28 protein-coding genes are annotated in these 26,203 nt (G+C 60.7%); 22 read left to right on the top strand and 6 right to left on the bottom strand.

Annotation, left to right across the window (positions count from 1 at the left end; translation table 11 throughout):
- Positions 1–185: 185 nt before the first annotated feature.
- On the bottom strand, positions 186–3,416 hold the full coding sequence (rne, locus tag HBR94_RS07090; protein ID WP_170044433.1) for a ribonuclease E: 3,231 nt from the start codon (positions 3,414–3,416) through the stop codon (positions 186–188).
- 701 nt (positions 3,417–4,117) lie between these two features.
- Here rne and rluC point away from each other — a divergent pair.
- From rluC to sppA, 3 genes are read left to right on the top strand one after another with little or no spacing between them, the layout of a single operon-like run.
- On the top strand, positions 4,118–5,077 hold the full coding sequence (rluC, locus tag HBR94_RS07085; RefSeq protein ID WP_005790558.1) for a 23S rRNA pseudouridine(955/2504/2580) synthase RluC: 960 nt from the start codon (positions 4,118–4,120) through the stop codon (positions 5,075–5,077).
- Positions 5,064–5,726, top strand: coding sequence for an HAD-IIIA family hydrolase (locus HBR94_RS07080; protein WP_057439607.1), 663 nt, complete (start codon positions 5,064–5,066; stop codon positions 5,724–5,726). Before rluC ends, HBR94_RS07080 begins: the two co-directional genes overlap by 14 nt.
- Positions 5,727–5,747: 21 nt before the next feature.
- The gene (sppA, locus tag HBR94_RS07075; protein WP_057439606.1) at positions 5,748–6,737 is read left to right on the top strand and encodes a signal peptide peptidase SppA; all 990 of its coding nucleotides are present in this window, start codon (positions 5,748–5,750) and stop codon (positions 6,735–6,737) included.
- Positions 6,738–6,869: 132 nt separating this feature from the next.
- On the opposite strand, the gene HBR94_RS07070 is transcribed toward sppA, so the two are convergent.
- Positions 6,870–7,448: a nucleoside triphosphate pyrophosphatase gene (locus tag HBR94_RS07070; RefSeq protein ID WP_057960397.1), complete on the bottom strand. Its 579-nt coding sequence runs from the start codon at positions 7,446–7,448 to the stop codon at positions 6,870–6,872.
- Positions 7,449–7,553: 105 nt separating this feature from the next.
- Between HBR94_RS07070 and HBR94_RS07065 the strand changes: the two genes are divergently transcribed.
- From HBR94_RS07065 to HBR94_RS06985, 17 genes are all read left to right on the top strand, one after another.
- Positions 7,554–8,084: a YceD family protein gene (locus tag HBR94_RS07065; RefSeq protein WP_057960396.1), complete on the top strand. Its 531-nt coding sequence runs from the start codon at positions 7,554–7,556 to the stop codon at positions 8,082–8,084.
- A 13-nt stretch (positions 8,085–8,097) separates the two neighbouring features.
- Positions 8,098–8,280, top strand: coding sequence for a 50S ribosomal protein L32 (gene rpmF, locus HBR94_RS07060; protein ID WP_004371305.1), 183 nt, complete (start codon positions 8,098–8,100; stop codon positions 8,278–8,280).
- 4 nt (positions 8,281–8,284) lie between these two features.
- Positions 8,285–9,295, top strand: a complete 1,011-nt coding sequence (gene plsX, locus HBR94_RS07055; protein WP_081044296.1) for a phosphate acyltransferase PlsX — start codon at positions 8,285–8,287, stop codon at positions 9,293–9,295.
- A 127-nt stretch (positions 9,296–9,422) separates the two neighbouring features.
- The gene (gene fabD, locus HBR94_RS07050) at positions 9,423–10,361 is read left to right on the top strand and encodes an ACP S-malonyltransferase (RefSeq protein WP_057444966.1); all 939 of its coding nucleotides are present in this window, start codon (positions 9,423–9,425) and stop codon (positions 10,359–10,361) included.
- 17 nt (positions 10,362–10,378) lie between these two features.
- The gene (gene fabG, locus HBR94_RS07045; protein WP_057439602.1) at positions 10,379–11,122 is read left to right on the top strand and encodes a 3-oxoacyl-ACP reductase FabG; all 744 of its coding nucleotides are present in this window, start codon (positions 10,379–10,381) and stop codon (positions 11,120–11,122) included.
- Positions 11,123–11,314: 192 nt separating this feature from the next.
- Positions 11,315–11,554 carry an acyl carrier protein gene (acpP, locus tag HBR94_RS07040; RefSeq protein WP_057439601.1) on the top strand — a complete coding sequence of 80 codons (240 nt, stop codon included), beginning with the start codon at positions 11,315–11,317 and terminating at the stop codon, positions 11,552–11,554.
- Positions 11,555–11,661: 107 nt separating this feature from the next.
- Positions 11,662–12,906, top strand: a complete 1,245-nt coding sequence (gene fabF, locus HBR94_RS07035; RefSeq protein ID WP_057960393.1) for a beta-ketoacyl-ACP synthase II — start codon at positions 11,662–11,664, stop codon at positions 12,904–12,906.
- Positions 12,906–13,721, top strand: coding sequence for an aminodeoxychorismate lyase (gene pabC / locus HBR94_RS07030; RefSeq protein ID WP_170044432.1), 816 nt, complete (start codon positions 12,906–12,908; stop codon positions 13,719–13,721). The genes fabF and pabC overlap by 1 nt, the downstream gene beginning before the upstream one ends.
- A 1-nt stretch (position 13,722) precedes the next feature.
- Positions 13,723–14,814 (top strand): endolytic transglycosylase MltG, encoded by a 1,092-nt coding sequence (mltG, locus tag HBR94_RS07025; protein WP_057960418.1) that lies wholly within the window; start codon positions 13,723–13,725, stop codon positions 14,812–14,814.
- 19 nt (positions 14,815–14,833) lie between these two features.
- Positions 14,834–15,466: a dTMP kinase gene (tmk, locus tag HBR94_RS07020; protein WP_057960391.1), complete on the top strand. Its 633-nt coding sequence runs from the start codon at positions 14,834–14,836 to the stop codon at positions 15,464–15,466.
- The gene (locus tag HBR94_RS07015; protein WP_057439598.1) at positions 15,459–16,445 is read left to right on the top strand and encodes a DNA polymerase III subunit delta'; all 987 of its coding nucleotides are present in this window, start codon (positions 15,459–15,461) and stop codon (positions 16,443–16,445) included. Before tmk ends, HBR94_RS07015 begins: the two co-directional genes overlap by 8 nt.
- A 65-nt stretch (positions 16,446–16,510) precedes the next feature.
- Complete coding sequence (locus tag HBR94_RS07010) at positions 16,511–17,293, top strand: TatD family hydrolase (RefSeq protein ID WP_170044431.1); 783 nt, start codon at positions 16,511–16,513, stop codon at positions 17,291–17,293.
- A gap of 426 nt (positions 17,294–17,719) precedes the next feature.
- The gene (locus HBR94_RS07005) at positions 17,720–18,373 is read left to right on the top strand and encodes a TetR/AcrR family transcriptional regulator (RefSeq protein ID WP_057439597.1); all 654 of its coding nucleotides are present in this window, start codon (positions 17,720–17,722) and stop codon (positions 18,371–18,373) included.
- A 139-nt stretch (positions 18,374–18,512) separates the two neighbouring features.
- Positions 18,513–19,481, top strand: coding sequence for a radical SAM protein (locus HBR94_RS07000; RefSeq protein WP_057439596.1), 969 nt, complete (start codon positions 18,513–18,515; stop codon positions 19,479–19,481).
- 74 nt (positions 19,482–19,555) lie between these two features.
- A complete protein-coding gene (locus HBR94_RS06995; protein WP_057439595.1) occupies positions 19,556–20,161 on the top strand; it encodes a DUF4823 domain-containing protein in 606 nt (201 codons plus the stop codon).
- Between the two features lie 16 nt (positions 20,162–20,177).
- The gene (locus HBR94_RS06990; RefSeq protein ID WP_057439594.1) at positions 20,178–20,744 is read left to right on the top strand and encodes a DUF1285 domain-containing protein; all 567 of its coding nucleotides are present in this window, start codon (positions 20,178–20,180) and stop codon (positions 20,742–20,744) included.
- Positions 20,745–20,751: 7 nt separating this feature from the next.
- Entirely contained in the window at positions 20,752–21,489 is a 738-nt protein-coding gene (locus HBR94_RS06985) for a class I SAM-dependent methyltransferase (RefSeq protein WP_170044430.1), read from the top strand.
- Between the two features lie 65 nt (positions 21,490–21,554).
- Here HBR94_RS06985 and HBR94_RS06980 read toward each other — a convergent pair whose 3' ends face one another.
- The 3 genes from HBR94_RS06980 to HBR94_RS06970 form a co-directional block, all read right to left on the bottom strand.
- Positions 21,555–21,815, bottom strand: coding sequence for a hypothetical protein (locus HBR94_RS06980; protein ID WP_057960387.1), 261 nt, complete (start codon positions 21,813–21,815; stop codon positions 21,555–21,557).
- Positions 21,816–21,868: 53 nt separating this feature from the next.
- Positions 21,869–22,207 carry a hypothetical protein gene (locus HBR94_RS06975; protein WP_057439593.1) on the bottom strand — a complete coding sequence of 113 codons (339 nt, stop codon included), beginning with the start codon at positions 22,205–22,207 and terminating at the stop codon, positions 21,869–21,871.
- Positions 22,208–22,292: 85 nt separating this feature from the next.
- Positions 22,293–23,501, bottom strand: coding sequence for an MFS transporter (locus HBR94_RS06970; RefSeq protein ID WP_170044429.1), 1,209 nt, complete (start codon positions 23,499–23,501; stop codon positions 22,293–22,295).
- Between the two features lie 184 nt (positions 23,502–23,685).
- On the opposite strand from HBR94_RS06970, the gene HBR94_RS06965 reads away from it, so the two are divergent.
- Both HBR94_RS06965 and HBR94_RS06960 read left to right on the top strand, forming a co-directional pair.
- Positions 23,686–24,165, top strand: coding sequence for a GNAT family N-acetyltransferase (locus HBR94_RS06965; protein WP_057439591.1), 480 nt, complete (start codon positions 23,686–23,688; stop codon positions 24,163–24,165).
- Between the two features lie 71 nt (positions 24,166–24,236).
- Positions 24,237–25,040 carry an IclR family transcriptional regulator gene (locus tag HBR94_RS06960; protein WP_115128745.1) on the top strand — a complete coding sequence of 268 codons (804 nt, stop codon included), beginning with the start codon at positions 24,237–24,239 and terminating at the stop codon, positions 25,038–25,040.
- Here the strand turns inward: HBR94_RS06960 and HBR94_RS06955 are convergent, their stop codons facing one another.
- Positions 25,041–26,093 (bottom strand): NAD(P)-dependent alcohol dehydrogenase, encoded by a 1,053-nt coding sequence (locus tag HBR94_RS06955; RefSeq protein ID WP_057444959.1) that lies wholly within the window; start codon positions 26,091–26,093, stop codon positions 25,041–25,043.
- Positions 26,094–26,203: the final 110 nt, after the last annotated feature.

Here is a 26,203-nt window from a genome sequence, read left to right as displayed (position 1 = left end):
GACTCAAGCCCTGGTCATCATTGGCCGCAAGCTGGCGCGCATCGCCTTTTCGCTCATGAAAAACCTGAGCGAATACCAGTCAAAAGCGGTTTTGGGGGCTTCCCCAAAACCATAGAATCTCCCACATGTCGCATAAAAAAGCCCCGCCTGATTGCTCAGGCGGGGCTTTTTAATTGCCGTTGGAATCAGGCGAGGGGTTTAGGCTCGTGCTCTTCTTCCAGGGCTTTTGGGTTGTGCTCTACCACTTCTTCAACGGAACGCAGGTTCTCGTCGATGGTTGGGGCAGTGTGCTCAACTTCTGCTTCGATGGCCGGTGCTGGCGCAACCGCTTCGACGACGGCCGGGGCCGCCGCTGCTGCTGCTTCGGCTTCTTTCTGCAGACGCTCGGCTTCACGCTTGCGACGACGCACTTCACGCGGGTCGTTAGGCGCACGGCCGTTTTCGGTCAGGGCGCTGACAGGGGCTTCAACCACCGGGGCGACCACTTCGGCAACCACTGGGGTTTCCACAACCACCGGAGCAGGTTCGGCAACCACAACCGGTTCTGCAACCACCGCTGGTTCGGCGATAACCACTTCAGCAACCGGTGCTGGAGCTTCTTCTACCGGTGCCGGGGCAGGTGCTTCGGCGACGACGGCCGGCTCGGCAGTCCACTGGAAGGCGGTCTGTTCTTCGCGAACTTCACGCACTTCTGGGGTTGCTTCAGCGGCTGGCGCTTCGACAACAGCTTCGACCACAGGCTGGGGCTCAACCACGATTGCAGGTGCAGCCACTACTTCGGCTTCAGGCTGGGCTTCGCGGACCGGTGCAACTTCAACTTCTACAGCGGCAGGTGCTTCGACCACGGTGGTGGCTTCGACAACCGGTGCTTCAACTGCGGCAGTTTCCTGCACGGCAGCGGTGGCACGTTCGGCCTGCTGGTTGGCTTCGGCTTCGGCAGGTGCACTGATGACCGAGCTGGCAACTGCAGCGGTAACGGCCAGGCCAGCAGCCAGTTCGGTGCTGGTCGGTTCGTTGTTGGCGCTTTCTTCAGTGGCTTCGCCGGTCTCTTCCGAGCCTTCGATCACATTGCCGTTGGCGTCACGCTGACGCTCACGGCGGTTGCTGCGGCGACGCTGGCCACGGGAGCGGCGGCGTGGGCGATCGCCTTCGGCGTTGTCCTGGCCATCTTCCTGTGGCTGTTCGTCGTTGTTCAGCAGTTCTTCTTCGCTGGCTGCGGCAGCCTGCTCGGCGCGTGGTTGACGCTCTTCACGCGGTGGGCGTGGAGCGCGTTCTTCACGGGGCTGGCGGGCCGGGCGTTCTTCAGTCGCGACATCAGTTGCTACGGCGGCAACAGCTGGGGCTGCGTCCAAAGGTTCACGCAGTTCACGTACACGTTCTTCACGCTCGCCACGTGGCTTGCGATCTTCACGCGGGGCGCGAGGGGCACGGGGTGCGCGTTCTTCACGTGGTGCACGCTCTTCGCGCGGAGCACGTTCTTCACGGGCTACGGCCGGGGTTTCTTCACGGGCTTCGCGCGGCTGGCGCTCTTCACGGGGTGCGCGCTCTTCACGCGGTGCACGTTCTTCGCGAGGCTTGCGCTCTTCGTCACGGCGACCGTTGCGGTTACGGCTCTGCTGGCGACCGTTGCGACGCTCTTCGTTGCGGGCAGGGCGTTCAGCGGCTGGCTTCTCGACCACGGCTGGAGCAACAGGCTCTTCCTTGGTGGCGAACAGGCTGACCAGCGACTTCACCAGGCCCTTGAACAGGCTTGGCTCCGGCAGGACGGCAGGCGCGGCCACCGGGGCGGCGACTTCAGTCGGTACCGGTGCGTTGGCACGGGCCGGTGCGGTCTTGACCGCGGCTTCCTGGCGCACCAGGGTGCGGGTTGCGGCGGCTGGCTGGACTTCTTCGACTTCGGCAGCGGCAGCGGCGATTTCGTAGCTGGACTGGCCGCTGTGGGCTTCCGGGCTGTCATCACGCAGGCGCTGGACTTCGAAGTGCGGCGTCTCGAGGTGATCGTTCGGCAGGATCACGATACGGGCACGGGTGCGCAGTTCGATCTTGGTGATTGAGTTGCGTTTTTCGTTGAGCAGGAAAGCTGCAACCGGGATCGGCACTTGTGCGCGTACTTCGGCGGTGCGGTCTTTCAGGGCTTCTTCTTCGATCAGGCGCAGGATCGCCAGGGACAGCGATTCAACGTCACGGATGATGCCGGTGCCGTTGCAACGCGGGCAGACGATGCCGCTGCTTTCGCCCAGGGATGGACGCAGGCGCTGACGGGACATTTCCAGCAGGCCGAAGCGCGAGATACGGCCAACCTGTACGCGGGCGCGGTCGGCTTCCAGGCATTCGCGGACTTTTTCTTCCACGGCGCGCTGGTTCTTGGCCGGGGTCATGTCGATGAAGTCGATCACGATCAGGCCGCCGATATCACGCAGGCGCAGTTGGCGCGCGATTTCTTCGGCTGCTTCCAGGTTGGTCTGCAACGCGGTTTCTTCGATGTCGCTGCCTTTGGTGGCGCGCGCCGAGTTGATGTCGATGGACACCAGGGCTTCGGTCGGATCGATCACGATGGAGCCGCCGGACGGCAGTTCGACCACGCGCTGGAAGGCGGTTTCGATCTGGCTTTCGATCTGGAAGCGGTTGAACAGCGGTACGCTGTCTTCGTACAGCTTGATCTTGCTGGCGTACTGCGGCATCACCTGGCGGATGAAGGTCAGGGCTTCGTCCTGTGCTTCAACGCTGTCGATCAGCACTTCGCCGATGTCCTGGCGCAGGTAGTCGCGGATGGCGCGGATGATCACGTTGCTTTCCTGATAGATCAGGAATGGCGCGGAGCGGTCCAGGGATGCTTCTTTAATAGCGGTCCACAGTTGCAGCAGGTAATCGAGGTCCCACTGCATTTCTTCGCTGCTGCGGCCAAGGCCGGCAGTGCGCACGATCAGGCCCATGTCGGCCGGAGCGATCAAGCCGTTCAGCGCTTCACGCAGTTCGTTGCGCTCTTCGCCTTCGATGCGACGGGAGATGCCGCCGGCACGCGGGTTGTTCGGCATCAGGACCAGGTAACGGCCAGCCAGGCTGATGAAAGTGGTCAGGGCGGCGCCCTTGTTGCCACGTTCTTCTTTTTCGACCTGGACGATGACTTCCTGGCCTTCGCTCAGGACGTCCTTGATGTTCACGCGGCCTTCAGGGGCTTTCTTGAAGTATTCGCGGGAGATTTCTTTGAGGGGCAGGAAGCCATGGCGCTCAGAGCCAAAATCGACAAAGGCAGCCTCAAGGCTTGGCTCGATGCGAGTAATCCGGCCTTTATAGATGTTGGCCTTCTTCTGCTCGCGTGCACCGGACTCGATGTCCAGGTCGTAGAGGCGTTGGCCATCTACCAGTGCAACACGCAACTCTTCGGGTTGAGTTGCGTTAATCAGCATTCTTTTCATGTTGTACCGTCGGTTTCCGGGCTGCCGGAAACGGCGTTCGGCACACACGACTTCTCACGGTCGGTGTCAGGTGCGTCAAGAGTGGTTGGCCACTCCAGTGTCCAGCAATACCGGCCAATTGGGCTGGTATCGCGACTTACGCGTCCTGCTTGCTGTGGTGACTTAATAAGCACTCAGTCAGGAGGAGGAATCAACCGGCGACTGTGGACGAGATGAAGCGTCTAAATATAAGCCTAGTGCTACACAGTCCGACGGTTGTGCATCTCCACCCTACACGTATCCCTGATAATTCGGGTGCTGCCGCGCGCAGAATCCGCAGCGGGTTGGCATTTACCGTGTTCTCCAATGGGGAGTTCACGCTCATGGCTAATAACAGGCGTTGTTTCCGAAGCATTCGCCGTGGTCTGGTACAAGACTGACTGCACTTTGTGAACTGGCCGTAAATATCGGCGCAAGAGACGAGTAATCACTCTGTTTCTTGCACTCGCTTCAGGCCTCATGTCACCTGCGCTTGTTACAATCTTGAGCCTTCCAGTGTGGCAAGAGCCCCGTAGGACGGCCTCGCGTCCTGATGAATTGCGATGGTCAGGGGCGGCAGTTTGTCGCGAGTCCTCTGTCCAGGCCGCTTTTGGCGGCGTTCGCGACTATAGCAGCAATGATTAAGTGCTTCAATTCCATAAAAAATTGTTATCATTCCCGACATGACGACTACCACCCCCCCGACCCCCAGCGTCCAGCTGCTTGAGGTCTCGCCGGAATATGCCGGCCAACGCATCGACAATTTTCTTCTGGCCAGGCTCAAGGGCGTGCCCAAGACCTTGATTTATCGCATTTTGCGTAAAGGCGAAGTGCGGGTGAACAAGGGCCGGATCAAGCCTGAGTACAAGCTGCAGGCGGGCGATATCGTCCGGGTGCCGCCGGTTCGCGTGCCTGAGCGTGACGAGCCTGTGCCGCTGGCCCAGGGCCTGTTGCAGCGCCTTGAAGCGTCGATTGTCTTCGAAGACAACAAGCTGATCGTGATCAACAAGCCGTGCGGCATTGCGGTGCACGGCGGTAGCGGCCTGAATTTCGGGGTGATCGAAGCCTTTCGTCAGTTGCGTCCGGATGCCAAGGAGCTGGAACTGGTCCATCGCCTGGACCGCGACACCTCCGGCCTGTTGATGATTGCCAAGAAGCGCAGCATGTTGCGTCACCTGCATACCGCCCTGCGCGGCGATGGTGTGGACAAGCGCTATATGGCCCTGGTGCGTGGCAACTGGGCATCTTCGATCAAGAGCGTGCGGGCACCGTTGCAGAAGAGCAACCTGCGCTCCGGCGAGCGCATGGTCGAGGTAGACGAGGAGGGCAAGGAGGCGCTGACCCTGTTCAAGGTGCTGCGGCGCTTCGGTGACTTCGCAACCATGGTCGAGGCCAAGCCGGTGACCGGGCGTACCCATCAGATTCGTGTGCATACCCTGCATGCGGGTCACTGTATTGCGGGCGATACCAAGTACGGCGACGAGGGTTTCTCCAAGGAGATTCGTGACCTTGGCGGCAAACGCCTGTTCCTGCATGCCTACATGCTGACGGTGCCATTGCCCGATGGTGGCGAATTGAAATTGCAGGCCCCTGTGGATGAGATGTGGGCCAAGACCGTGGAGCGCCTGAGTGTCGCGCCCTGACTACAAGCTGCTGATTTTTGACTGGGATGGCACCCTGTGCGATTCCATTGGTCGGATTGTCGAGTCCATGCACGTGGCCTCGACCCGTTCCGGCTTCGAGCTGTGCAGTGATCTGGCGGTCAAGGGCATTATTGGCCTGGGATTGCCCGAAGCCATTCGCACCTTGTACCCGCAGATCGCTGACAGTGAGCTGGTGGCGTTTCGCGAGCATTACGCCGATCACTACATTGCCCTTGAGTCCGAGCCTTCGCCTTTGTTTGAAGGGGTGGTGCAGTCGTTGGCGGCATTGCGTGAGCAGGGCTATCACCTGGCCGTGGCCACCGGCAAAGCCCGGCGTGGCCTGGATCGGGTGCTCAAGGCCAATGGTTGGGAAGACTATTTCGACGTCACCCGCGCTGCCGATGAAACCGCGAGCAAGCCCCATCCATTGATGCTGGAGCAGATCATGGCCCATTGCGGCGTGTCTGCCCGTGAGTCGCTGATGGTCGGCGATGCTTCGTTCGATCTGTTGATGGCGCGCAATGCCGGCATGGACAGTGTTGCCGTCAGCTACGGCGCCCAGTCCCCCGAAGCCTTGCAGGCTTACGAGCCGCGACTGACGATTGATCGGTTTTCGCAATTGCACGCCTGGCTCAACCAGGCCCATTAAGTTTTTGCTGGGGTAGATGGCATGACCGATGAGTGGAAGGCACCGACCAAGTCCGGTGCTGACAATGGCGATGATAAAAGCTGGAAGTTGTTGGAAAAGACCTTGCTGGCGGGCGTCCAGGAACAGCGCCGCGCCCGGCGCTGGGGGATCTTCTTCAAACTCCTGACCTTCACCTACCTGATTGGCATGCTGGTGTTGTTCAGTCCTTTGGTCGATATGGAAAAAAGCGCCGCCCGCAGTGGTAGCTATACCGCGTTGATCGAGGTGAGCGGGGTGATTGCCGACAAGGAGTCCGCCAGTGCCGACAATATCGTCAGCAGCTTGCGCACGGCCTTCGAGGATCCCAAGGTCAAGGGCGTGGTGTTGCGCATCAATAGCCCTGGCGGCAGTCCGGTGCAGTCGGGTTACGTCTATGACGAGATTCGCCGGCTGCGTGCCTTGCATCCAGAGACCAAGCTGTACGCGGTAATCTCTGACCTGGGCGCCTCGGGTGCCTATTACATCGCCAGCGCCGCCGACCAGATCTACGCCGACAAGGCCAGTCTGGTGGGTTCCATTGGCGTGACGGCGGCCGGCTACGGTTTTGTCGGGGCAATGGAGAAGCTGGGGGTTGAGCGTCGTACCTACACCTCCGGGGAGCACAAGTCGTTCCTTGACCCGTTCCAGCCGCAAAAGGCTGACGAAACCCAGTTCTGGCAGAGCGTGCTCGACACCACTCATCGCCAGTTCATTGCCAGCGTCAAGCAGGGGCGCGGTGAGCGGCTCAAGGATAAAGAACATCCGGAGTTGTTCTCGGGCCTGATCTGGTCGGGTGAGCAGGCATTGCCGCTGGGCTTGATTGATGGTCTGGGCAGTGCCAGTTCAGTGGCGCGGGATGTGATTGGCGAGAAGGAATTGGTGGACTTTACCGTCCAGGAATCGCCGTTCGACCGTTTCTCCAAGAAGCTGGGGGCCAGTGTGGCGGAGAAACTGGCGCTGTACATGGGCTTCCAGGGGCCGGCCTTGCGCTGATCTCGCGATTGGCATAGCTCAAAATGTGGGAGCGGGCTTGCCCGCGATTGCGGTGGATCAGCCAGCCAATGGGTTGCTGACAGGCCGCAATCGCGGGCAAGCCCGGCTCCCACATTGTTTTTTGTGGGGCTCTCAGGGGATTTGCACGCCTTCGGCCAGCAACATATCCACCAGGCGGATCAGCGGTAGGCCGATGAGGCTGGTGGCGTCTGGCCCTGCGGTGCTCTGAAACAGGCTCACTCCCAGTCCCTCGGCCTTGAAGCTGCCAGCGCAATCGTAGGGCTGCTCAATCCGCAGGTAGCGCTCGATCTGTGCCGGTGCCAATTGGCGCATTGTGACGGTGAAGGGGATGCAGTCCACCTGGCAGTGCCCGGTGTCGCTATTGAGCAGGGCCAGGCCGGTCAGGAAGCTGACCTGTCTGCCGCTGGCCGCCAGCAATTGCTCGCGGGCCCTTTCAAAGGTGTGGGGCTTGCCGATGATCTGGCCGTCCAGGGTCGCCACCTGGTCCGAACCGATGATCAGGTGCCCTGGATGGCTGCCGGCCAGGGCGCGGGCTTTCTCTTCGGCCAGGCGCTTGACCAGGTCGATCGCGGACTCATTTATGCGATGGCTTTCGTCGATATCCGGAGAGCTGCAGATGAACGGCAGATGCAGGCGGTTCAACAGTTCTCGGCGATAAACCGAGCTGGAAGCGAGTAATAAAGGCAACATGTGGCTCTCCTCAAGGCAGTCGCGGATTCTAGCGAGCGGACAGTCTGGCGCACAGGGCTGAATTTCCTTTGACATGGGCGGGTGCATCCCTATAATGCTGCGCCTATGTTGAATGACCCGATTCCACCTCACGTTGACCCGCGCAAATTGGCTGATCGTGGCACCACCCTCCAAGGTGAAGTGTTGCTGGCCGATTTGGAGAGACTCTGCGACCCGCTTTCCGACACTGTCGGTACGGTGCAGGCTAAATTCGTTTTTGAGCGAGATGAACGTAAATCTGTGGTAATCCACAGCTTTATCGACACCGAGGTCAAAATGGTTTGCCAGCGTTGTCTTGAGCTGGTCACCCTGCCGATCCACAGCGAATGCAGTTATGCTGTGGTGAAAGAGGGTGCGAATACCCAGTCGTTGCCGAAAGGTTATGACGTGCTGGAACTGGGCGAAGATCCTTTGGATCTGCATGCACTGATCGAGGAGGAGCTTTTGCTCGCCTTGCCCATTGTGCCTGCTCATCATCCGGAAGAATGCCAGCAGCCGGCGGGGCTCGATGACGAGTCCGAACCGAGCGAGGACGAGGTAACGCGGTCCAACCCGTTCAGTGTATTGGCGCAGTTAAAGCGTGACCCAAACGTTTAGGAGTTAATCAATTATGGCTGTTCAGCAGAACAAAAAATCCCGCTCTGCCCGTGACATGCGTCGTTCGCACGATGCCCTGACGGCAAGCACTCTGTCTGTAGAAAAAACCACTGGTGAAGTTCACCTGCGTCACCACGTATCGCCAGAAGGCGTATACCGTGGCCGTAAAGTGATCGACAAGGGCGCTGACGAGTAATCACTTGTCTGCTCAAGTCATCGCGATTGACGCAATGGGCGGGGACTTCGGTCCCCGCAGCATTGTCCAGGCATGCATTGCCAGCCTGTCTGCTACGCCCTCGCTGCACCTGACCCTCGTCGGTCAACCTTCCCTTCTTGAAGAACTGATTGCCAGTCATCCGGCTGTGGATCGCGCGCGCCTGACAATAATGCCGGCCAGCGAAACCATCGGCATGGATGAAAAGCCGGCCCAGGCCCTGCGTGGCAAACCTGATTCGTCAATGCGCGTGGCGCTTGAGTTGCTGCGCGATGGCAAGGTCCAGGCCTGTGTCAGCGCTGGCAATACCGGGGCCTTGATGGCGCTGTCGCGGCATGTGCTGAAAACCCTGCCGGGTATTGATCGGCCGGCGATGGTCGCGGCGATTCCGACGCAGGGTGGCTATTGCCAGTTGCTGGACCTGGGGGCAAATGTCGATTGCAGCGCCGAGCACCTGCTGCACTTTGCCCTGATGGGCTCGGTCGCGGCCGAGGCGCTGGGTGTGGTGCGGCCACGGGTGGCCTTGCTGAACATCGGCACCGAGGATATCAAGGGCAACCAGCAGGTCAAGTTGGCCGCTAGCCTGTTGCAGCAGGCGCGGGGCTTGAATTACATCGGGTTTGTCGAAGGCGATGGGTTATATCGTGGCGAGGCCGATGTGGTGGTTTGTGACGGGTTTGTCGGAAATATCCTGCTTAAGTCCAGCGAAGGCCTGGCTACGATGATTGCTGCGCGGATCGAGGCGTTGTTCAAGCGCAATCTGGCTTCGCGGCTGGTGGGTGCCCTGGCGTTGCCGTTGATGCGGCGCTTGCAGGCGGACCTGGCCCCGGCGCGGCATAACGGCGCAAGCTTCCTCGGTCTGCAGGGTATTGTGGTAAAAAGCCACGGTTCTGCAGGTGTCCAGGGCTTTCAGAGTGCTATTGCGCGCGCGCTGATCGAGATCCAGGAGAACCTGCCGCAACGCTTGCATGGCCGTCTTGAGGATCTGTTGCCTTAGGCGAATCGGGCCGGGAATGCTTAAATGTGACCGGCCAGTTCAATTGACCATCCAATCTGTCAGTTTCTTGCGCTCCCAGCTGTGGGGCGTCAATTCACCGACGACCAGATCATTAGGGGCTTGTTACATGTCTACATCCCTCGCATTCGTCTTTCCAGGGCAGGGTTCGCAGTCCCTCGGCATGTTGGCCGAGCTGGGCGCGCAATACCCGCTGATCCTGGAAACATTCAAGGAAGCTTCCGCGGCCTTGGGCTACGACCTCTGGGCATTGACCCAGGACGGTCCGGAAGAACTGCTCAATCAAACCGATAAAACCCAGCCGGCCATCCTGACGGCGTCCATCGCGCTGTGGCGCGTTTGGCTGGCCGAAGGCGGCGCACGCCCGGCTTTTGTTGCCGGTCACAGCCTGGGCGAGTACAGCGCCCTGGTTGCGGCAGGCAGCCTGACCCTGGCTGAAGCGGTCAAGCTGGTAGAGCGCCGTGGCCAACTGATGCAAGAGGCGGTTCCGGCCGGGCAGGGCGGCATGGCCGCGATCCTGGGCCTGGACGACGCGGTGGTGATCGAAGCCTGTGCCGAAGCGGCCCAGGGCGAAGTGGTCAGCGCGGTCAACTTCAACTCCCCTGGCCAGGTGGTGATCGCCGGTGCCAAGGCTGCAGTTGAGCGTGCCATCGAAGGCTGCAAGGCCCGTGGGGCCAAGCGTGCCTTGCCGCTGCCGGTCAGCGTACCGTCCCACTGCGAACTGATGCGCCCGGCGGCCGAGCGTTTTGCTGAGTCCGTCGCCGCCATCAACTGGCAGGCACCGCAGATCCCGCTGGTGCAAAACGTCAGCGCCGACGTGGCACCGGACCTGGAAACCCTCAAGCGCGACCTGCTGGAGCAACTGTACAAGCCGGTGCGCTGGGTTGAATCCGTGCAGACCCTGGCTGCCAAGGGCGCGATCCAACTGGTTGAGTGTGGCCCGGGCAAAGTCCTGGCCGGTCTCAACAAGCGCTGCGCCGAAGGCGTGTCGACTTCCAATCTCAATACCCCGGATGGCTTCGCAGCCGCCCGCGCCGCACTGGCCTGAACTAAGGAGAAGCCTGCATGAGTCTGCAAGGTAAAGTTGCACTGGTTACCGGCGCAAGCCGTGGCATTGGCCAGGCGATTGCCCTGGAACTGGGCCGTCAGGGCGCGGTAGTGATTGGTACTGCCACCTCCGCCTCGGGCGCCGAGCGTATCGCCGCGACCCTCAAGGAAAACGGCGTGCAGGGCACCGGCCTGGAGCTCAACGTGACCAGCGATGAGTCCGTGGCTGCCGTGCTTGCCGAGATCACCGCACAATTCGGTACGCCGGCTATTCTGGTGAACAACGCCGGTATCACCCGTGACAACCTGATGATGCGCATGAAAGACGACGAGTGGTACGACGTGGTCGATACCAACCTGAACAGTCTGTTTCGCCTGTCCAAGGGTGTTTTGCGCGGCATGACCAAGGCGCGTTGGGGGCGAATTATCAATATTGGCTCCGTAGTGGGTGCCATGGGCAACGCAGGCCAAGTAAACTACGCCTCTGCCAAGGCCGGCCTGGAAGGTTTCAGCCGTGCCCTGGCGCGTGAAGTCGGCTCGCGGTCGATTACGGTCAACTCGGTGGCTCCAGGGTTCATCGACACCGATATGACCCGCGAACTGCCAGAAGCGCAGCGTGAAGCGTTGCTGACGCAAATTCCGCTGGGTCGTCTGGGCCAGGCTCAAGAGATCGCCAATGTGGTCTCTTTCCTGGCATCTGACGGTGCGGCATACGTGACTGGGGCTACAATCCCGGTGAACGGCGGGATGTACATGAGTTAAATTGTGACGGATCGCTTCAAAAAAATGTCATACGAGCTGTCTAAAATCCGTTATAAAGCTGCAATCTATTTATAGACAGGTGGTCGGTAGGGTACGAGGGTGAAGCTTTCAGTTGAAAAGCTGAAAAGCCTTTCTATACACTTACCCACTGGCCAGCTGCCTGAATTTGTCCATTAGGAGTGAAAACAAGGTATGAGCACCATCGAAGAGCGCGTCAAGAAAATCGTTGCCGAGCAACTGGGCGTTAAAGAAGATGAAGTGAAAAACACTTCTTCCTTCGTTGAAGACCTGGGTGCCGACTCCCTTGACACCGTTGAGCTGGTGATGGCTCTGGAAGAGGAATTCGAGACCGAAATCCCGGACGAAGAAGCTGAAAAAATCACTACTGTTCAAGCTGCTATCGACTACGTTACTGCTCACAACGACAAGTAATTTGTAGTCGTCGCTTGCTGTTGGGAAAAACCGCACTGCTATAACGGCGTGCGGTTTTTTCTTTAGGTTTGATGCAAAGTGTCGTCATCAAGAAAAAGGAGAGTGCTGTGTCGCGTAGACGCGTCGTAGTCACCGGTATGGGTATGTTGTCGCCACTGGGCACGGATGTGCCGAGCAGTTGGCAGGGCATTCTGGCTGGCCACAGTGGTATTGGTCTGATTGAGCATACGGACCTTTCTGCCTATTCCACCCGTTTTGGCGGCTCGGTAAAGGGCTTCAATGTCGAGGAATATCTCTCGATCAAGGAATCCCGCAAACTCGACCTGTTCATTCAATACGGCCTGGCAGCCGGTTTTCAGGCAGTGCGTAATGCTGGCCTGGAAGTCACCGATGCCAACCGTGAGCGCATCGGCGTGGCCATGGGTTCGGGTATTGGCGGTTTGACCAATATCGAAGAAACCAGCCGCACGCTGCACGAATCCGGCCCTCGTCGAATTTCACCGTTCTTCGTCCCGGGCTCGATCATCAATATGATTTCCGGTTTCCTGTCCATCCATCTGGGTGCCCAGGGGCCTAACTACGCCATTTCCACGGCGTGCACCACGGGCACTCACTGCATCGGCATGGCGGCGCGCAATATCGCCTATGACGAGGCGGACGTGATGATTGCCGGTGGCGCCGAAATGGCCGCCTGTGGCCTGGGCATGGGCGGCTTCGGCGCGTCCCGTGCGCTGTCGACGCGCAATGACGAGCCAACCCGCGCCAGTCGTCCGTGGGACAAGGGCCGTGATGGCTTTGTACTGTCCGACGGTGCCGGTGCCCTGGTCCTCGAAGAGCTGGAGCACGCCAAAGCGCGCGGCGCAACGATCTATGCCGAGTTGATCGGTTTTGGCATGAGTGGCGACGCGTATCACATGACGTCGCCACCCGCCGACGGCGCAGGTGCTGCGCGCTGCATCAGCAATGCGTTGCGCGATGCGAAGATCAATGGCGATCAAGTGCAGTACATCAATGCCCACGGCACCTCGACACCCACTGGCGATCTGGCGGAAGCGCAGGCCATCAAGTCGGTGTTCGGCGAGCACGCCTACAAGCTGGCGGTCAGTTCCACCAAGTCCATGACCGGTCACCTGCTGGGTGCGGCAGGTGCGGTTGAGGCGATCTTCAGCGTGCTGGCGATCAAGGACCAGGTCGCACCGCCGACCATCAACCTGGATGAGCCGGATGAAGGCTGCGACCTGAACTTCGTACCTCACGAGGCGCAGAAAATGCCGATCGACGTGGTGCTGTCCAACTCGTTCGGCTTTGGCGGTACCAACGGTTCCCTGGTGTTCCGCCGGTTCGCCGAGTAATGCGCAGCTGGGTCGACGGTCAGCCAGCGGACGCAGTGCCGCTCAAAGATCGCGGCCTGGCCTACGGCGATGGTTTGTTTGAAACCCTCGCGGTCAAGGCCGGGCAGCCCGTGCTGCTCGACCGCCACCTGCAACGCCTCGACGAGGGTTGCAGGCGCCTGGCGCTCGTTGCTGATCAGGCACTGATCCGCGACGAGTTACTGGCCTATGCGGCGGCCCTCGGTGACGGCGTGCTCAAATTGATCCTGACCCGGGGCGATAGCCTGCGGGGGTATGGCATCAACGCAGGCGCACCCGTGCGCCGTATCCTGCAAGGCAGCCCGCCTGCTACCTATCCCCCGACCCACGGTTCATCAGGTGTACGCCTGTTCCCATGCGCCACGCGTTTGTCCGAGCAACCCTTGCTCGCCGGCCTCAAACACCTCAATCGCCTTGAACAGGTCCTGGCTCGCGCCGAGTGGCAGGATGCCGATCACGCGGAAGGATTGATGCTGGATATGTCCGGGCGCGTCATCGAAGGCGTGTTCAGCAACCTGTTCCTGGTGGATAACGGCCAGTTGCTGACTGCCGACCTGAGCCGCTGTGGTGTGGCTGGCGTCATGCGGGCCGAGCTGTTGGCCCGTGCCGAGGCGTTGGGGCTCGTCACGACCGTGACCGATATCAGCCTTGCGCAGCTGCAGCGGGCTGACGAAGTGTTTGTCTGCAATAGCGTATATGGCATTTGGCCGGTGCTTGGATGTGGGCCAATGAGCTGGTCGGCCGGGCCGCTCACCCGTAAACTGCAAGGCATTGTTCGCGCGCTATTGGGTGTTTGATTTGAGACGTAAAATTGTATTGCTGCTGGAGATCGGTCTGGTCCTGGCGGGTTTGCTATTGGGCTTTTCCGCCTGGAAGCTGAACTCGGCCTTGAAGCAACCGCTGAATCTGCCCCAGGAGCAATTGCTGGATGTAGCTGCTGGCGCGACCCCTACGGGCACTTTCAATCGTCTGGAAAGTGACGGTGTGCTGGAGGATGCCTTTTGGCTGCGTCTCTACTGGCGCTTTAACCTTGACGGCCAACCGCTGCACAGTGGCGAATACCGCATGACGCCAGGCCTGACGGCCCAGGGCCTGATTGGCCTGTGGCAGCGTGGCGAAGTGGTGCAGTACAGCCTGACCCTGGTGGAGGGCTGGAACTTCCGCCAGGTACGCAGTGCCTTGGCCAAGCATGAAAAGATCGAGCAGACCCTGTCGGGCTTGAGTGATACTGAGGTGATGGAAAAAATCGGCCATCCCGACGTGTTCCCCGAAGGGCGGTTCTTCCCCGATACCTACCGTTTCGTGCGCGGCATGACCGATGTCGAATTCCTGAAGAAAGCCTATAACCGCCTGGACGACGTACTGGCCCAGGAATGGCAGCGACGTGCCCCGGATGCGCCCTATACCGACCCCTACCAGGCGCTGATCATGGCGTCGCTGGTCGAGAAGGAAACCGGCGTGCCTGAAGAGCGTGGGCAGATTGCCGGGGTGTTTGTGCGGCGCCTGAAGATTGGCATGCTGCTGCAAACCGATCCCACGGTGATCTACGGCATGGGCGAGCGCTACAACGGCAAGTTGACGCGCGCGCACCTGAAAGAAGCCACACCCTATAACACCTACATGATCAGCGGCCTGCCGCCGACGCCGATTGCCATGGTTGGCCGCGAGGCGATTCATGCCGCGTTGAATCCGGTACCGGGCAGCAGCCTGTATTTCGTGGCCCGGGGCGATGGCAGCCATATTTTTTCCGATAGCCTGGACGCCCATAACGCGGCGGTGCGCGAGTACCAACTCAAGCGCCGCGCCGATTACCGCTCCAGCCCGGCACCCGCGCCGACCACCGTTGAGCCTGCCGCGCCTGACGCTGCGCCCGCGCAAAGCCCGCAATGACTCTGACTAAGGACTGCCTGTGACTGGCTTGTTTATTACCCTGGAAGGCCCGGAAGGCGCTGGCAAGAGTACCAACCGTGAATACCTGGCCGAGCGCTTGCGGGCTGAAGGTATCGAGGTGCTGCTGACCCGCGAGCCTGGCGGCACGCCCCTGGCCGAGAAGATCCGTGAGGTGCTGCTGGCCACTGGCGACGAGGTCATGCACCCGGACACCGAGCTGTTGCTGGTATTTGCCGCCCGTGCCCAGCACTTGGCCGAAGTGATTCGCCCGGCGCTGGCCCGGGGGGCGGTGGTGATCTGCGACCGCTTCACCGATTCCACCTACGCCTATCAGGGCGCTGGCCGCGGCCTGTCCCTGGAGCGCATTGCGACCCTGGAGACCTTCGTCCAAGGCGACCTGCGCCCGCACTTGACCCTGGTCTTCGACCTGCCGGTAGATATCGGCCTGGCCCGGGCCAGCGCCCGTGGTCGCCTGGATCGTTTCGAGCTGGAAGGCCGAGCCTTTTTCGAGGCGGTGCGTGCGGCCTATCTCAAGCGTGCCGAAGCCGCGCCGTCGCGCTACTGCCTGCTGGATGCCGCTCAGCCCCTGGAACAGGTGCAGCGGGCCATCGATGAGCTGCTCCCCAAACTGTTGGAGCTGTACCGTGGCTGAAGCCTATCCGTGGCAGGACAGCCTCTGGCAGCAATTGGCCGGGCGTGCCCAGCACGCCCATGCCTATCTGCTCCATGGGCCGGTAGGCATCGGCAAGCGTGCCCTGGCCGAGCGCTTGATGGCCCGCCTGCTCTGCCAGCAGCCGGCAGGGCTGGAGGCGTGCGGGCACTGTAAGTCGTGCCTGCTACTCAAGGCCGGCAGCCATCCGGACAACTACGTGCTGGAACCGGAGGAGGCGGACAAGGCGATCAAGGTCGACCAGGTGCGCGACCTGGTGAGCTTCGTGGTGCAGACCGCGCAGATGGGCGGGCGCAAGGTGGTATTGATCGAGCCGGTGGAGTCGATGAATATCAACGCCGCCAACGCCTTGCTCAAGAGCCTTGAGGAGCCTTCTGGCGATACGGTGTTGTTGCTGGTGAGTCACCAGTCCAGTCGTCTGCTGCCGACCATTCGCAGTCGCTGCGTGCAACAGGCCTGCCCACTGCCAAGCGAGGCCATGAGCTTGCAGTGGCTGGGCCAGGCCTTGCCCGAATGCACTGAGCAGGAGCGGGTCGAATTGCTGACCCTGGCAGCCGGCTCGCCCTTGGCAGCGGTCAGCCTGCAGGCCCAGGGCGTACGCGAGCAGCGTGCGCTGGTGGTCGACGGGGTGAAGAAGCTGCTCAAGCAGGAGCAGTCTGCCACGCAGTTGGCCGAAGGCTGGAAAGACGTGCCGCTGTTGCTGCTGTTTGACTGGTTCTGCGACTGGTCCAGCCTGATCCTGCGCTACCAATTGACCCAGGACGAAAACGGCCTGGGCTTGATGGACATGCGCAAGGTGGTGCAATACCTGGCGCAGAAAAGTGCCCAGGACAAGGTATTGAACATCCAGGACTGGATCCTCGCCCAACGCCAGAAGGTGCTGGGCAAGGCCAACCTGAACCGGGTGCTGCTGCTTGAGGCCCTGCTGGTGCAGTGGGTCGGGCTGCTCGGTCGACGTTGATATTTTCGGGGCCGACGGATGTTTTGTCGGCCAGACACTTCCTGTGACGCAAGTTGTAACTTCTTATGCTCGTAGATTCCCATTGCCACCTTGATCGCCTCGACCTCGCCGCCCACAACGGCTCCCTGGACGCTGCCCTCGACGCTGCGCGTCAGCGTGGCGTCGGGCACTTCCTGTGCATTGGCGTCAGCGCCGAGAACGCCGCCGACGTCAAGGCCCTGGCCGAACGCTATGCCGATGTGGATTGCTCGGTGGGCATCCACCCCCTGGACCTCAAGCCCGGTGAAGCCCCGGCCCTTGAGTGGATGCTGGACGAACTCAATCACCCGCGGGTGGTGGCTATTGGCGAGACCGGCCTGGACTACCACTACGAGCCGGAAGCCGCCGAGTTGCAGCAAGCCTCGTTCCGCCTGCACCTGCAAGCGGCGCAGCAGACCGGCAAGCCGGTGATCGTGCATACCCGCGGCGCCCGCGCCGACACCCTGGCCTTGCTGCGTGAAGCGGCGCTACCCCAGGCGGGTGTGTTGCACTGTTTTACCGAGGACTGGGAGATGGCCAAGGCGGCCCTCGACCTGGGGTTCTATATTTCCTTGTCGGGCATCGTCACCTTCCGCAACGCCGAGGCCCTGCGGGACGTGGCGCGCCAGGTGCCAGCCGATCGCTTGCTGGTCGAGACCGACTCACCCTACCTGGCGCCGATCCCCCATCGCGGCAAACCCAACCTGCCGGAATATGTGCGGGATGTGGCGGATTACCTGGCAATGCTGCGCGGCGAGTCGGTGGAGCGTTTTGCCGAGCAGACCACCGCCAACTTCAAGCGTCTGTTCCCGCTGGCCCACGTTCGCTGAATCCCAGGCAAAAAAAACCCGGGTTCTGGGGGGTGAATCCGGGCTAAGACCATTAGGAGTAAACAAGGATACGCGGTCCGTTGGTACCCATATCGGTGTGTCACTTGGGGGAGATGTCACACCGACAGATGAAGTATTGATCAGTATCCCGTGCAGTCCAGCCGCTTCTGGTCGTTTTTTAAACAGATTTGGAATACATCCGCTTCGCTTGAGTTCTCATGGGGCGGCAGTACATCGTGCGAATCTATGCTTTATTTCTGACCGATAGCGCCTGATTCGTTGGCGTGCTGTAAGTTTAGTGTATGGGTTGTTCATATAGACGTTGCCCAACGACCGTGCAGTCGGGATAATCCCTCGCACCGGGTAAAACGTTCCGTCATCGGCACGCTCATCCCTTCCAATACTGACCTCTGCAGACCTCTTTCTATGCACAAAGAACCCCGTAAGGTCCGTGAGTTTCGCCGCCGTGAGCAGGAAATTCTCGACACCGCGCTCAAATTGTTCCTCGAACAGGGTGAAGACAGCGTCACCGTCGAGATGATTGCGGATGCCGTGGGTATCGGCAAAGGCACGATCTATAAGCACTTCAAGTCCAAGGCCGAGATTTACTTGCGCCTGATGCTCGACTACGAGCGCGATTTGAACGAGTTGCTGCATTCGGCCGATGTCGACAAGGACAAGGAAGCCCTGTCCCGGGCGTACTTTGAGTTCCGCATGCGTGACCCGCAGCGTTACCGCCTGTTTGACCGCCTGGAAGAAAAAGTGGTCAAGGGCCACCAGGTGCCGGAAATGGTCGAGGAACTGCACAAGATCCGTGCCTCGAACTTCGAACGCCTGACCCTGCTGATCAAAGGTCGGATCAGCGAAGGCAAGCTGGAAGATGTGCCGCCTTATTTCCATTACTGCGCCGCGTGGGCGTTGGTGCATGGCGCCGTGGCGCTGTACCACTCGCCATTCTGGAGCAATGTGCTGGAAGATCAGGAAGGCTTCTTCCAATTCCTGATGGACATCGGCGTGCGCATGGGCAACAAGCGCAAGCACAGCAGCGACCAGCCTAACCCCGAGACGCCTGCCACCTAAGGCATTCATCCGGGCAATGGCCGGCTGATTTACTGCCGTATGTGATAACCCAGGAATATACTCAGGCAAGGACCTTGCTAAAATCTGATTTATGAGTCAGGTTTTAGCGCGCCCGAATTATCCTCTGCCGGAGTGATCCATGATCGTTGATCGTCAAGGCAGGCGTTTTCGCAATTTGCGGATCAGCCTGACCTCAGCCTGCAATTACGCCTGTACCTACTGCGTGCCCAACGGCAAGCGGCTGGTGGCTGCGCAGGACGAACTCTCGGCCGAGGCCATGGCGCGTGGCGTGGCCTACCTGATCGAGGCAGCGGGCATTGATCGCCTGCGGATCACCGGTGGCGAGCCACTGGTCAGCCCCAAGCTCGAAACCTTTATGCAGGCCGTCGGGCAGATGGGTTTGAGTGATATCAGCCTGACCACCAATGGCCAGTTACTGGCGCGCAAGTTGCCACTGCTGGTGGATGCCGGCATTCGTCGTATCAATGTGTCCCTTGACACCCTGGATGCCGATGCCTTTCGCGGGATTGCCCGGGGCGGCGACCTGGCCACGGTGCTCGATGGCATGGACCAGGCACGTGCGGCGGGGATCAAGATCAAGGTCAATATGGTGCCGCTGCGCGGGCAGAACCTCGACCAGGTGATGCCGCTGCTGGAATATTGCCTGGCGCGCGGTTATGAACTGCGTTTTATCGAGTTGATGCGCATGGGCCACCTGGCCAGCGACTCCAACGCCTTCCTGCAGCAATTTGTCAGCCTGCAACAACTGTTGAGCCTGATTGGCGAACATCACGAATACCTGCAGGCCGACGCCCCGGTGGATGCCACGGCCGTGCGCTATGAAATTCCCGGCCAGGGCTACTTCGGCGTGATCGCCAATGAAAGCGTGCCGTTTTGCCGAACCTGTTCACGCCTGCGTCTGTCTTCCACAGGTTGGCTGCACGGCTGTCTGTCTTCGAGCAACCGCCACTATGTCGGCGACTTGTTGGACAAGCCGCGTCATCAGGCCTTGCCGGCGTTACAGGGCTTGCTGGTCAAGGCCTTGGGCGATAAGCAGGAAGTGGCGTTTTCGGGCGGGGCGACGGTGATGAAGATCATTGGCGGCTAGCCAGGCAAGCTGGCGCAAAATCTGCATCTCGTGCCCATTCGCCGGTTTTCCGTCACCGGCCTCTGGAGGATAGGATGCGTAGTCTGGTTTTGTTGCTGGCGTCGTTTGCGCTGGGTGGCTGCATGACAGTCAGCGATATGGCCGAAGGCACTCGCTATCAGATGAGCGATGCCGGTTTGCTGGACCACAGCGACACACGTCGTTCCAACTCGGTTCGCATTCAGCCCGATTCCTTTGTGTTTATCGCCCAGGGTGCGTTCACGCCGCCGGGCAGTGCCTACCCGCGACCCAATGTGGTGGCCGAAGAAGCCTTCAACGGGTTTATCGAATACTTCCCCATGGTCCGCCGCGCCCGCGCCCCGGAAGGTTTGGAGCAGGCCATGGCCGAAGCCCGTGAAGCAGGTGCCCATTACCTGTTGTACACGCGGTTCGCCAAGGCTGATGATCGCATTGGCAATGCAGATGAATGGGCCGACCAGGAAGCCCTGGACCGGCTGGGTGTCGACAGTGGCGTGATCCAGATTATGTTGATCGAGACCAGCACCCAATATTTGATTGATACTGCACGGATTCGCAGTCGTGGCGGTTTACTGACGTTCCACGACAATAAACCCGAAGATTTGCTTGGCCCACCGTTGCGGCAGTACGCCCGCAGCCTGCTGGGCATGAGCGACCAGTAATTCAAAGGAGAACAGCATGACGGGGTCGGCCAAGGCCAATGATTTGTTGGCACAGTTGCCCAAGGGCAAGGGACCGGCTCCGGTTCATCTGTGGAACCCGGATTTCTGTGGCGATATCGACATGCGTATCGCCCGCGACGGCACCTGGTACTACCTGGGCACCCCCATCGGGCGTAAACCGATGGTCAAGCTGTTCTCTAATATCATCCGCCGCGATGGCGATGATTACTTTTTGATCACTCCGGTGGAAAAGGTCGGGATCAAGGTAGATGACGCGCCATTTGTGGCGGTGTCGATGGAGGTCGAGGGGCAGGGCGAAAGCCAACTCCTGCGGTTTACCTCCAATGTCGAAGACGTCATCGAAGCCGGCCCCGAACACCCGTTGCGGGTGGTGATTGATCCGCAGACCCAGGAACCGTCGCCCTACGTGCGGGTGCGCAACAACCTTGAAGCACTGGTTCATCGCAACGTGTTCTACCAGATGGTGGAGCTGGCGGTGACGCGCCTGATCGACGGCGAGAGTTGGCTGGGCATCTGGAGTGGCGGGGTGTTCTTTCCGATAGGCCTGGAACCCAGGGATTGATACCGCCGTGACGCAGAATATCTACGATACCCCAGCCTTTTTCGCGGGCTACAGTCAAATGGGCCGCTCCCTGCAAGGATTGGCAGGTGCGCCGGAATGGCCCGCGTTGCAGGCGTTGTTGCCGCTGATGCAGGGATTGAAGGTGGTGGACCTGGGCTGTGGTTATGGCTGGTTCAGCCGCTGGGCCCAGGAACAGGGCGCCGAACAGGTGCTGGGGCTGGACGTCTCACAGAAGATGCTGGCGCGGGCGAAGGAAATGACTTCATCCTCGGCCATTACTTATGCCATTGCCGACCTCGAGCAGCTTGATCTGCCCGATGCGGCTTATGACCTGGCCTACAGCTCGCTGGCCTTTCACTACATCACCGATCTACCCGGGCTGTTTGCCCGTATTCATAAAGCCCTGAAGCCGGGAGGACGGCTGGTTTTCTCCATCGAGCACCCGATCTTCATGGCGCCCCGGCAACCGGGCTGGCAGGTTGATGAGCAAGGGAGTAAAAGCTGGCCGCTGGACAGTTATCAACTGGAAGGGCCACGGGTCACCGACTGGCTGGCCAAGGGTGTGATCAAGCAGCACCGTACCCTGGGCACGCTGCTCAACATGTTGATCAAAGCAGGCTTGAGCCTGAGCCATATTGAAGAATGGGGCCCGAGTGCCGCGGACCTTGTGGCCCGGCCTGAGTTGGCGGAGGAGCTGGAGCGGCCGATGATGTTGCTGGTGGCTGCGCAACGCCCAACGCTGTAGGTGATGCCTGGCCAAAGGGCGAGCGCTGCGCACTCAAGCGCAGCCTCGCCAGGGCTCGACAGCCGCTACGGCTGGCTTTCCAGCTTGCGGGCGGCGTCCACGCCAGAGGCCGTCAGTTTGATCGGCAGGTGCAGCGCGTGTTCGCCGGCCTCGTTGCAGGTCACGTGGCCTTCCTTGATCAGTCCACGCTCCTGAAGAGTGGCCAGGGTGCTGGCCACGATTTTTTCGCCCCGGTAGTTATCCAGCACCTCCTTACCCAAACCGTTCGGGTGCGCGTGCAGCAGGCGGGTGAGGACTTCTTTCTCCAGGTTTTTATCGACGTTCATGCATACCTCTTCAGGGTCAGTGGTGGGGTAGTGTTCGTCTGTCGGTCAAGGGGTCAAGGTTGTTTCGGTGCGCCGGGCAGGTTGTCATCGTTGCCGCTCGGAGCGGCGTTCTTGCCGGGGCCGATCTTGCCGTTCTCCACATCGGTACCCAGGCCCTGGCGGTTGCCGTCATTGCCTTGGGTGCGTGGGTCGGCACCGTTCTGGATGATGGCTCCGCCATTGGTATCCAGGCCGGTGCCCATGGAGTCTTTGCTCTCTTGGGTGGCAGGGTTGGGCGGGCTGCCAATCGGGTCGGTCTTGCCGGTGGAAGGGTCGGACGCGGCGAAGCTGCCTAGAGATACCGCAGACAGCAAACCGGCGAGGGCGAGGGCAGTCACTTTGGAAGTATTCATGGTGGAGCCTCCATAGGAATAAAGTCCTTACCTTAGGTTGGTCCGCCCGCCCTTATTGTTGGTGCCTGGATCACGACGAACGGTGTCAGCTCATCTGTAAGATTTTGTGTTTGGCAACCCGGCGCCAGATCAGGCGCGCCAGCGTAATCAGCCAGTTGAGCAAGGCGATGCCCAGTACGCTCGCCAGTAGGGTCGGTACGCCTTGCTCGACGATCAGCTTGCCGGCCAGCAGCGGGAAGCCGAAGACGCCTATAAAGTACGACAGGCTGAACAGCAGCAAGGCCTGGGACGTGCTGGCGCTCGGCGCTTCATTGGCGGCCAGGCCGTTGATCACCGAATAGGTCAGGCCGTAACCGACCCCCAAGGTAACGGCCGCCAGCAAGTAGCTGAAGCTGTCATGCACGCCGAAGCTCAACAGCAGGATCGACACCACCATCAACCCAGACAACACACAGGCCGACCAGTACGCATCGCGCCTGACCACAAAGCTGGCAATCAACAAACGACTGGTGATTGCCGCTCCCATGAAGCCCAGAAAGAACAGCGAATAATCCAGCCCATGGCTTGCCGCGTAGCTGGTCTGGAAACTCGACAGCCCGCCAAATACACAGCCGCCCAGGCCGACCATGATGATCGCGAACACCGCCTTGGAGCCCAGCACACGCCGGGTGCTGGCCCAGGAGATTTTCGAGACGGCGCCGGCGCCCAGCGAGTTGGGTTGTTGCTGGAGATGGCTGCCCAGGCGCCAGAAGATCAGCACGCCCACGAGGCTTGCGAGGGCCGCGATATAAAACGCGGTTTCCAGGGGCAGGCCCAGGGCGCTGGCCGCCCGTCCCAACAAGGGGCCCGAACCGATGCCGGTCATCATGCTGCCCGACAGCCAGGCGAAATATTTGGCTCTTTGGCTGGGCTGCACCAGCATCGCCACGATGATCGGGCCCAGGGTATAGAACACGCCCCAGCCCAGTCCGAGGGCCAGGCCGAACAGCATCAGGCCCTGGCCAAAACCCGGCGTCAGGGCAAAACCCAGGCAGGCGGCCACCAGCAGGCTCCCCAGGCAGGCAATCGCGCGCGCGGCACCCAGGGCGTCGGCCAGGTGCCCGGACACAATCACCGCGATAAACGTACTGAGCATCGCCATGGAGATCACGCTGCCGGCGTCATGCTCGTTGCCGCCTCTGGAATCAATCAGCAGCGATAACAAAAACGTCGAACCGTACGACAGTGACAGCAGGTAGCTGGCAAGGCACAACAAGGCGAAGAGCTTTCCGCCAACCGTAGCAGTGGGGTGCATGGGCAAACCTGGGCGTCTGTTGGATTTATGGCGGACTTTTTACCATGCGCTACCGCCCGGTTTGTTCTGTGGTTACCGGTGCCAACATTGCTGCAGGGCGGAGTAATCACCTGCATAAAACCCTGCAAGCGGTCATCAAAGGGCCTTAGTATGTGTCCTTTCTTTTTTAGCCGCAGGCCTGTTCATGACCATCGAGATTCGTCCCGCCGTGCCCAGCGATGCTGCGCAGATCCTGACCTTCATCACTGAACTGGCCGAGTACGAAAAAGCCCGCCACGAAGTGATCGCCAGCGTGGTGGACATCGAGCGCAGCCTGTTCAGCGAAGGCGCTACCGCCCATGGCCTGATCTGCCTGCGTGATGGCTTGCCGATTGGTTTTGCGGTGTTTTTCTTTAGCTATTCCACCTGGCTGGGTAGCAACTGCCTGTACCTGGAAGACCTGTATATCAACCCGGAACAGCGCGGCGGCGGGGCGGGCAAGAAGTTGCTGCGCCACCTGGCCAAGATCGCCTATGACAATGGTTGTGGGCGCTTTGAATGGAGCGTGCTGGACTGGAACGAGCCGGCCATTGCCTTCTATAAATCCATCGGTGCCCAACCCCAGGAAGAATGGGTGCGGTACCGCATGGAAGGCGACGCATTGCGCGACTTTGCCCAGGGCTGAGATCGGCCCTGTCTTGAGGCCTGGCATTTGCCATAATGGCCGCCGCTTTCGCATTTCTAGATAGGTCCTACATGCAGGAAAACCCACCCATTCCCGCCAAAGACCCCGCGCCCACGGGCACCCAGACCCTGCTGCGCGGCCTGGGCGTGGTGCAGGCGGTGGCGGCCGGCGCGCGTGACCTCAAGGAAATCGCCCGGCGCATCGGCACCACCCGCAGCACCACCCACCGCCTGGCCAGTTGCCTGGTGGATGAGCGCTACCTGCGAGTGGTGCCGCAAGTCGGTTACCTGTTGGGACCGAAGCTGATCGAGCTGGGCTTCCAGGCGCGGGACGAGCTGCCGCTGGTGACGCTGGCGATACCCTATCTGGACGAGCTGTCGGCGCTGACCGGCGACACCATCCACCTGGCGATCCGCGAGTTCGACGATGTGCTGTACCTGCACAAGAACCCCGGGCGCAATGGTCCGGAAATGCGTTCGCGGGTCGGTCACCGCATGCCCCTGGCACGTACCGGGATCGGCAAGGCCTTGTTGCTCGATGACTCGCAAGAGGAGTGGCAGCGCCTGTATCAGGTCAGCTTGCCGGTAGGCGGGAAAAACCTGCACTGGCCGCAGCACCCGGAGCAATCCTGGGAGCAGTTTGAGCAGCGTATGCGTGAATACGTGGCGGGTGGCTATGCATTCGACCTGGAAGACAACGAGCCGTCGATCCGCTGCGTCGCCGCACCGGTGCGCGATGCCAGCCGGCGGATTGTCGCCGGCATCAGCATCGCCAGTACGGTGCCCTACATGCCGCTGGAAAAAATGGCCGAGCTGATCCCCCTGGTCAAGCAGGTCGCAGCGCGGCTGTCCGCAGAGTTGGGCGCGAAGGCCTGATCAGGCCTTCAAGGTGGCCATGTCGATCACGAAGCGGTACTTCACGTCGCCCGCAATCATGCGCGCATAGGCTTCGTTGATCTGGCGGATATCGAGCATTTCGATGTCGCAGGTAATGCCGTGCTCGGCGCAGAAATCCAGGACTTCCTGGGTTTCGGCAATGCCGCCGATCAGCGAGCCGGCCAGGACTTTACGGCCCAATACCAGCTTGGCGGCATTGACCGGCGGGTCGACCGGTTCGATCAAACCTACCAGGATATGCACGCCGTCAAAGCGCAGAACATCGAGGTAGGGGTTCAGATCGTGCTGCACCGGAATGGTGTCCAGCAGGAAGTCGAAGCTGCCGGCGGCGGCTTTCATCTGCTCGGCATCGGTGGACACGATCACATGATCGGCACCCTGGCGTCGGCCTTCTTCTGCCTTGTTCGCCGAGCGGGTGAACAGCGTCACTTCGGCGCCCATGGCCTTGGCGAACTTGATGCCCATATGGCCCAGGCCGCCCATGCCGAGAACCCCCACCTTGTCGCCGGCCTTGACCCCGTAGTGCTTGAGTGGCGAGTAAGTGGTGATGCCCGCGCAGAGGATCGGCGCGGCGCTGGCCAGGTCGAGCTTGGCCGGGATCTTCACAACGAAGTGCTCGCTGACCACGATGCTGTCGGAGTAGCCGCCCATAGTGTTGCTGCCGTCTACCCGGTCCGGGGTGGCGTAGGTCATGGTCGGGCCTTCGAGGCAGTATTGCTCCAGGTCCGATTTGCACGCTTCGCAGTGGCGGCACGAATCCACCATGCAGCCCACGCCGACCAGGTCGCCAACCTTATGGGCGGTGACGCTGGCGCCGACGGCAGTGACCTTGCCGACAATCTCGTGGCCCGGCATCAATGGGTACACGGCGATGCCCCATTCGTTGCGTGCCTGGTGGATGTCGGAGTGGCAGACGCCGCAGTACAGGATTTCGATCGCCACGTCATCGGCGCGTGGGCTACGGCGCTCGAAGGACATGGGGGCGAGGGGAGTGGTGGCCGACTGGGCGGCATAACCGATGGCAGTGTACATGGTGCAAACCTCGCAAAAGCGTGGACGGGAGAGGTGGCGAATTCTGCGCGTCAACCCTGTGGGCGAACATGGCAAATGCTCCGAGTCTCATGCCTATTCGTCCGGGAGTG

Source organism: Pseudomonas sp. WS 5412 (assembly GCF_012985615.1).
In the GTDB taxonomy this organism is placed as follows: domain Bacteria; phylum Pseudomonadota; class Gammaproteobacteria; order Pseudomonadales; family Pseudomonadaceae; genus Aquipseudomonas; species Aquipseudomonas shahriarae.
This window is presented reverse-complemented; position numbering and strand designations above follow the sequence as displayed.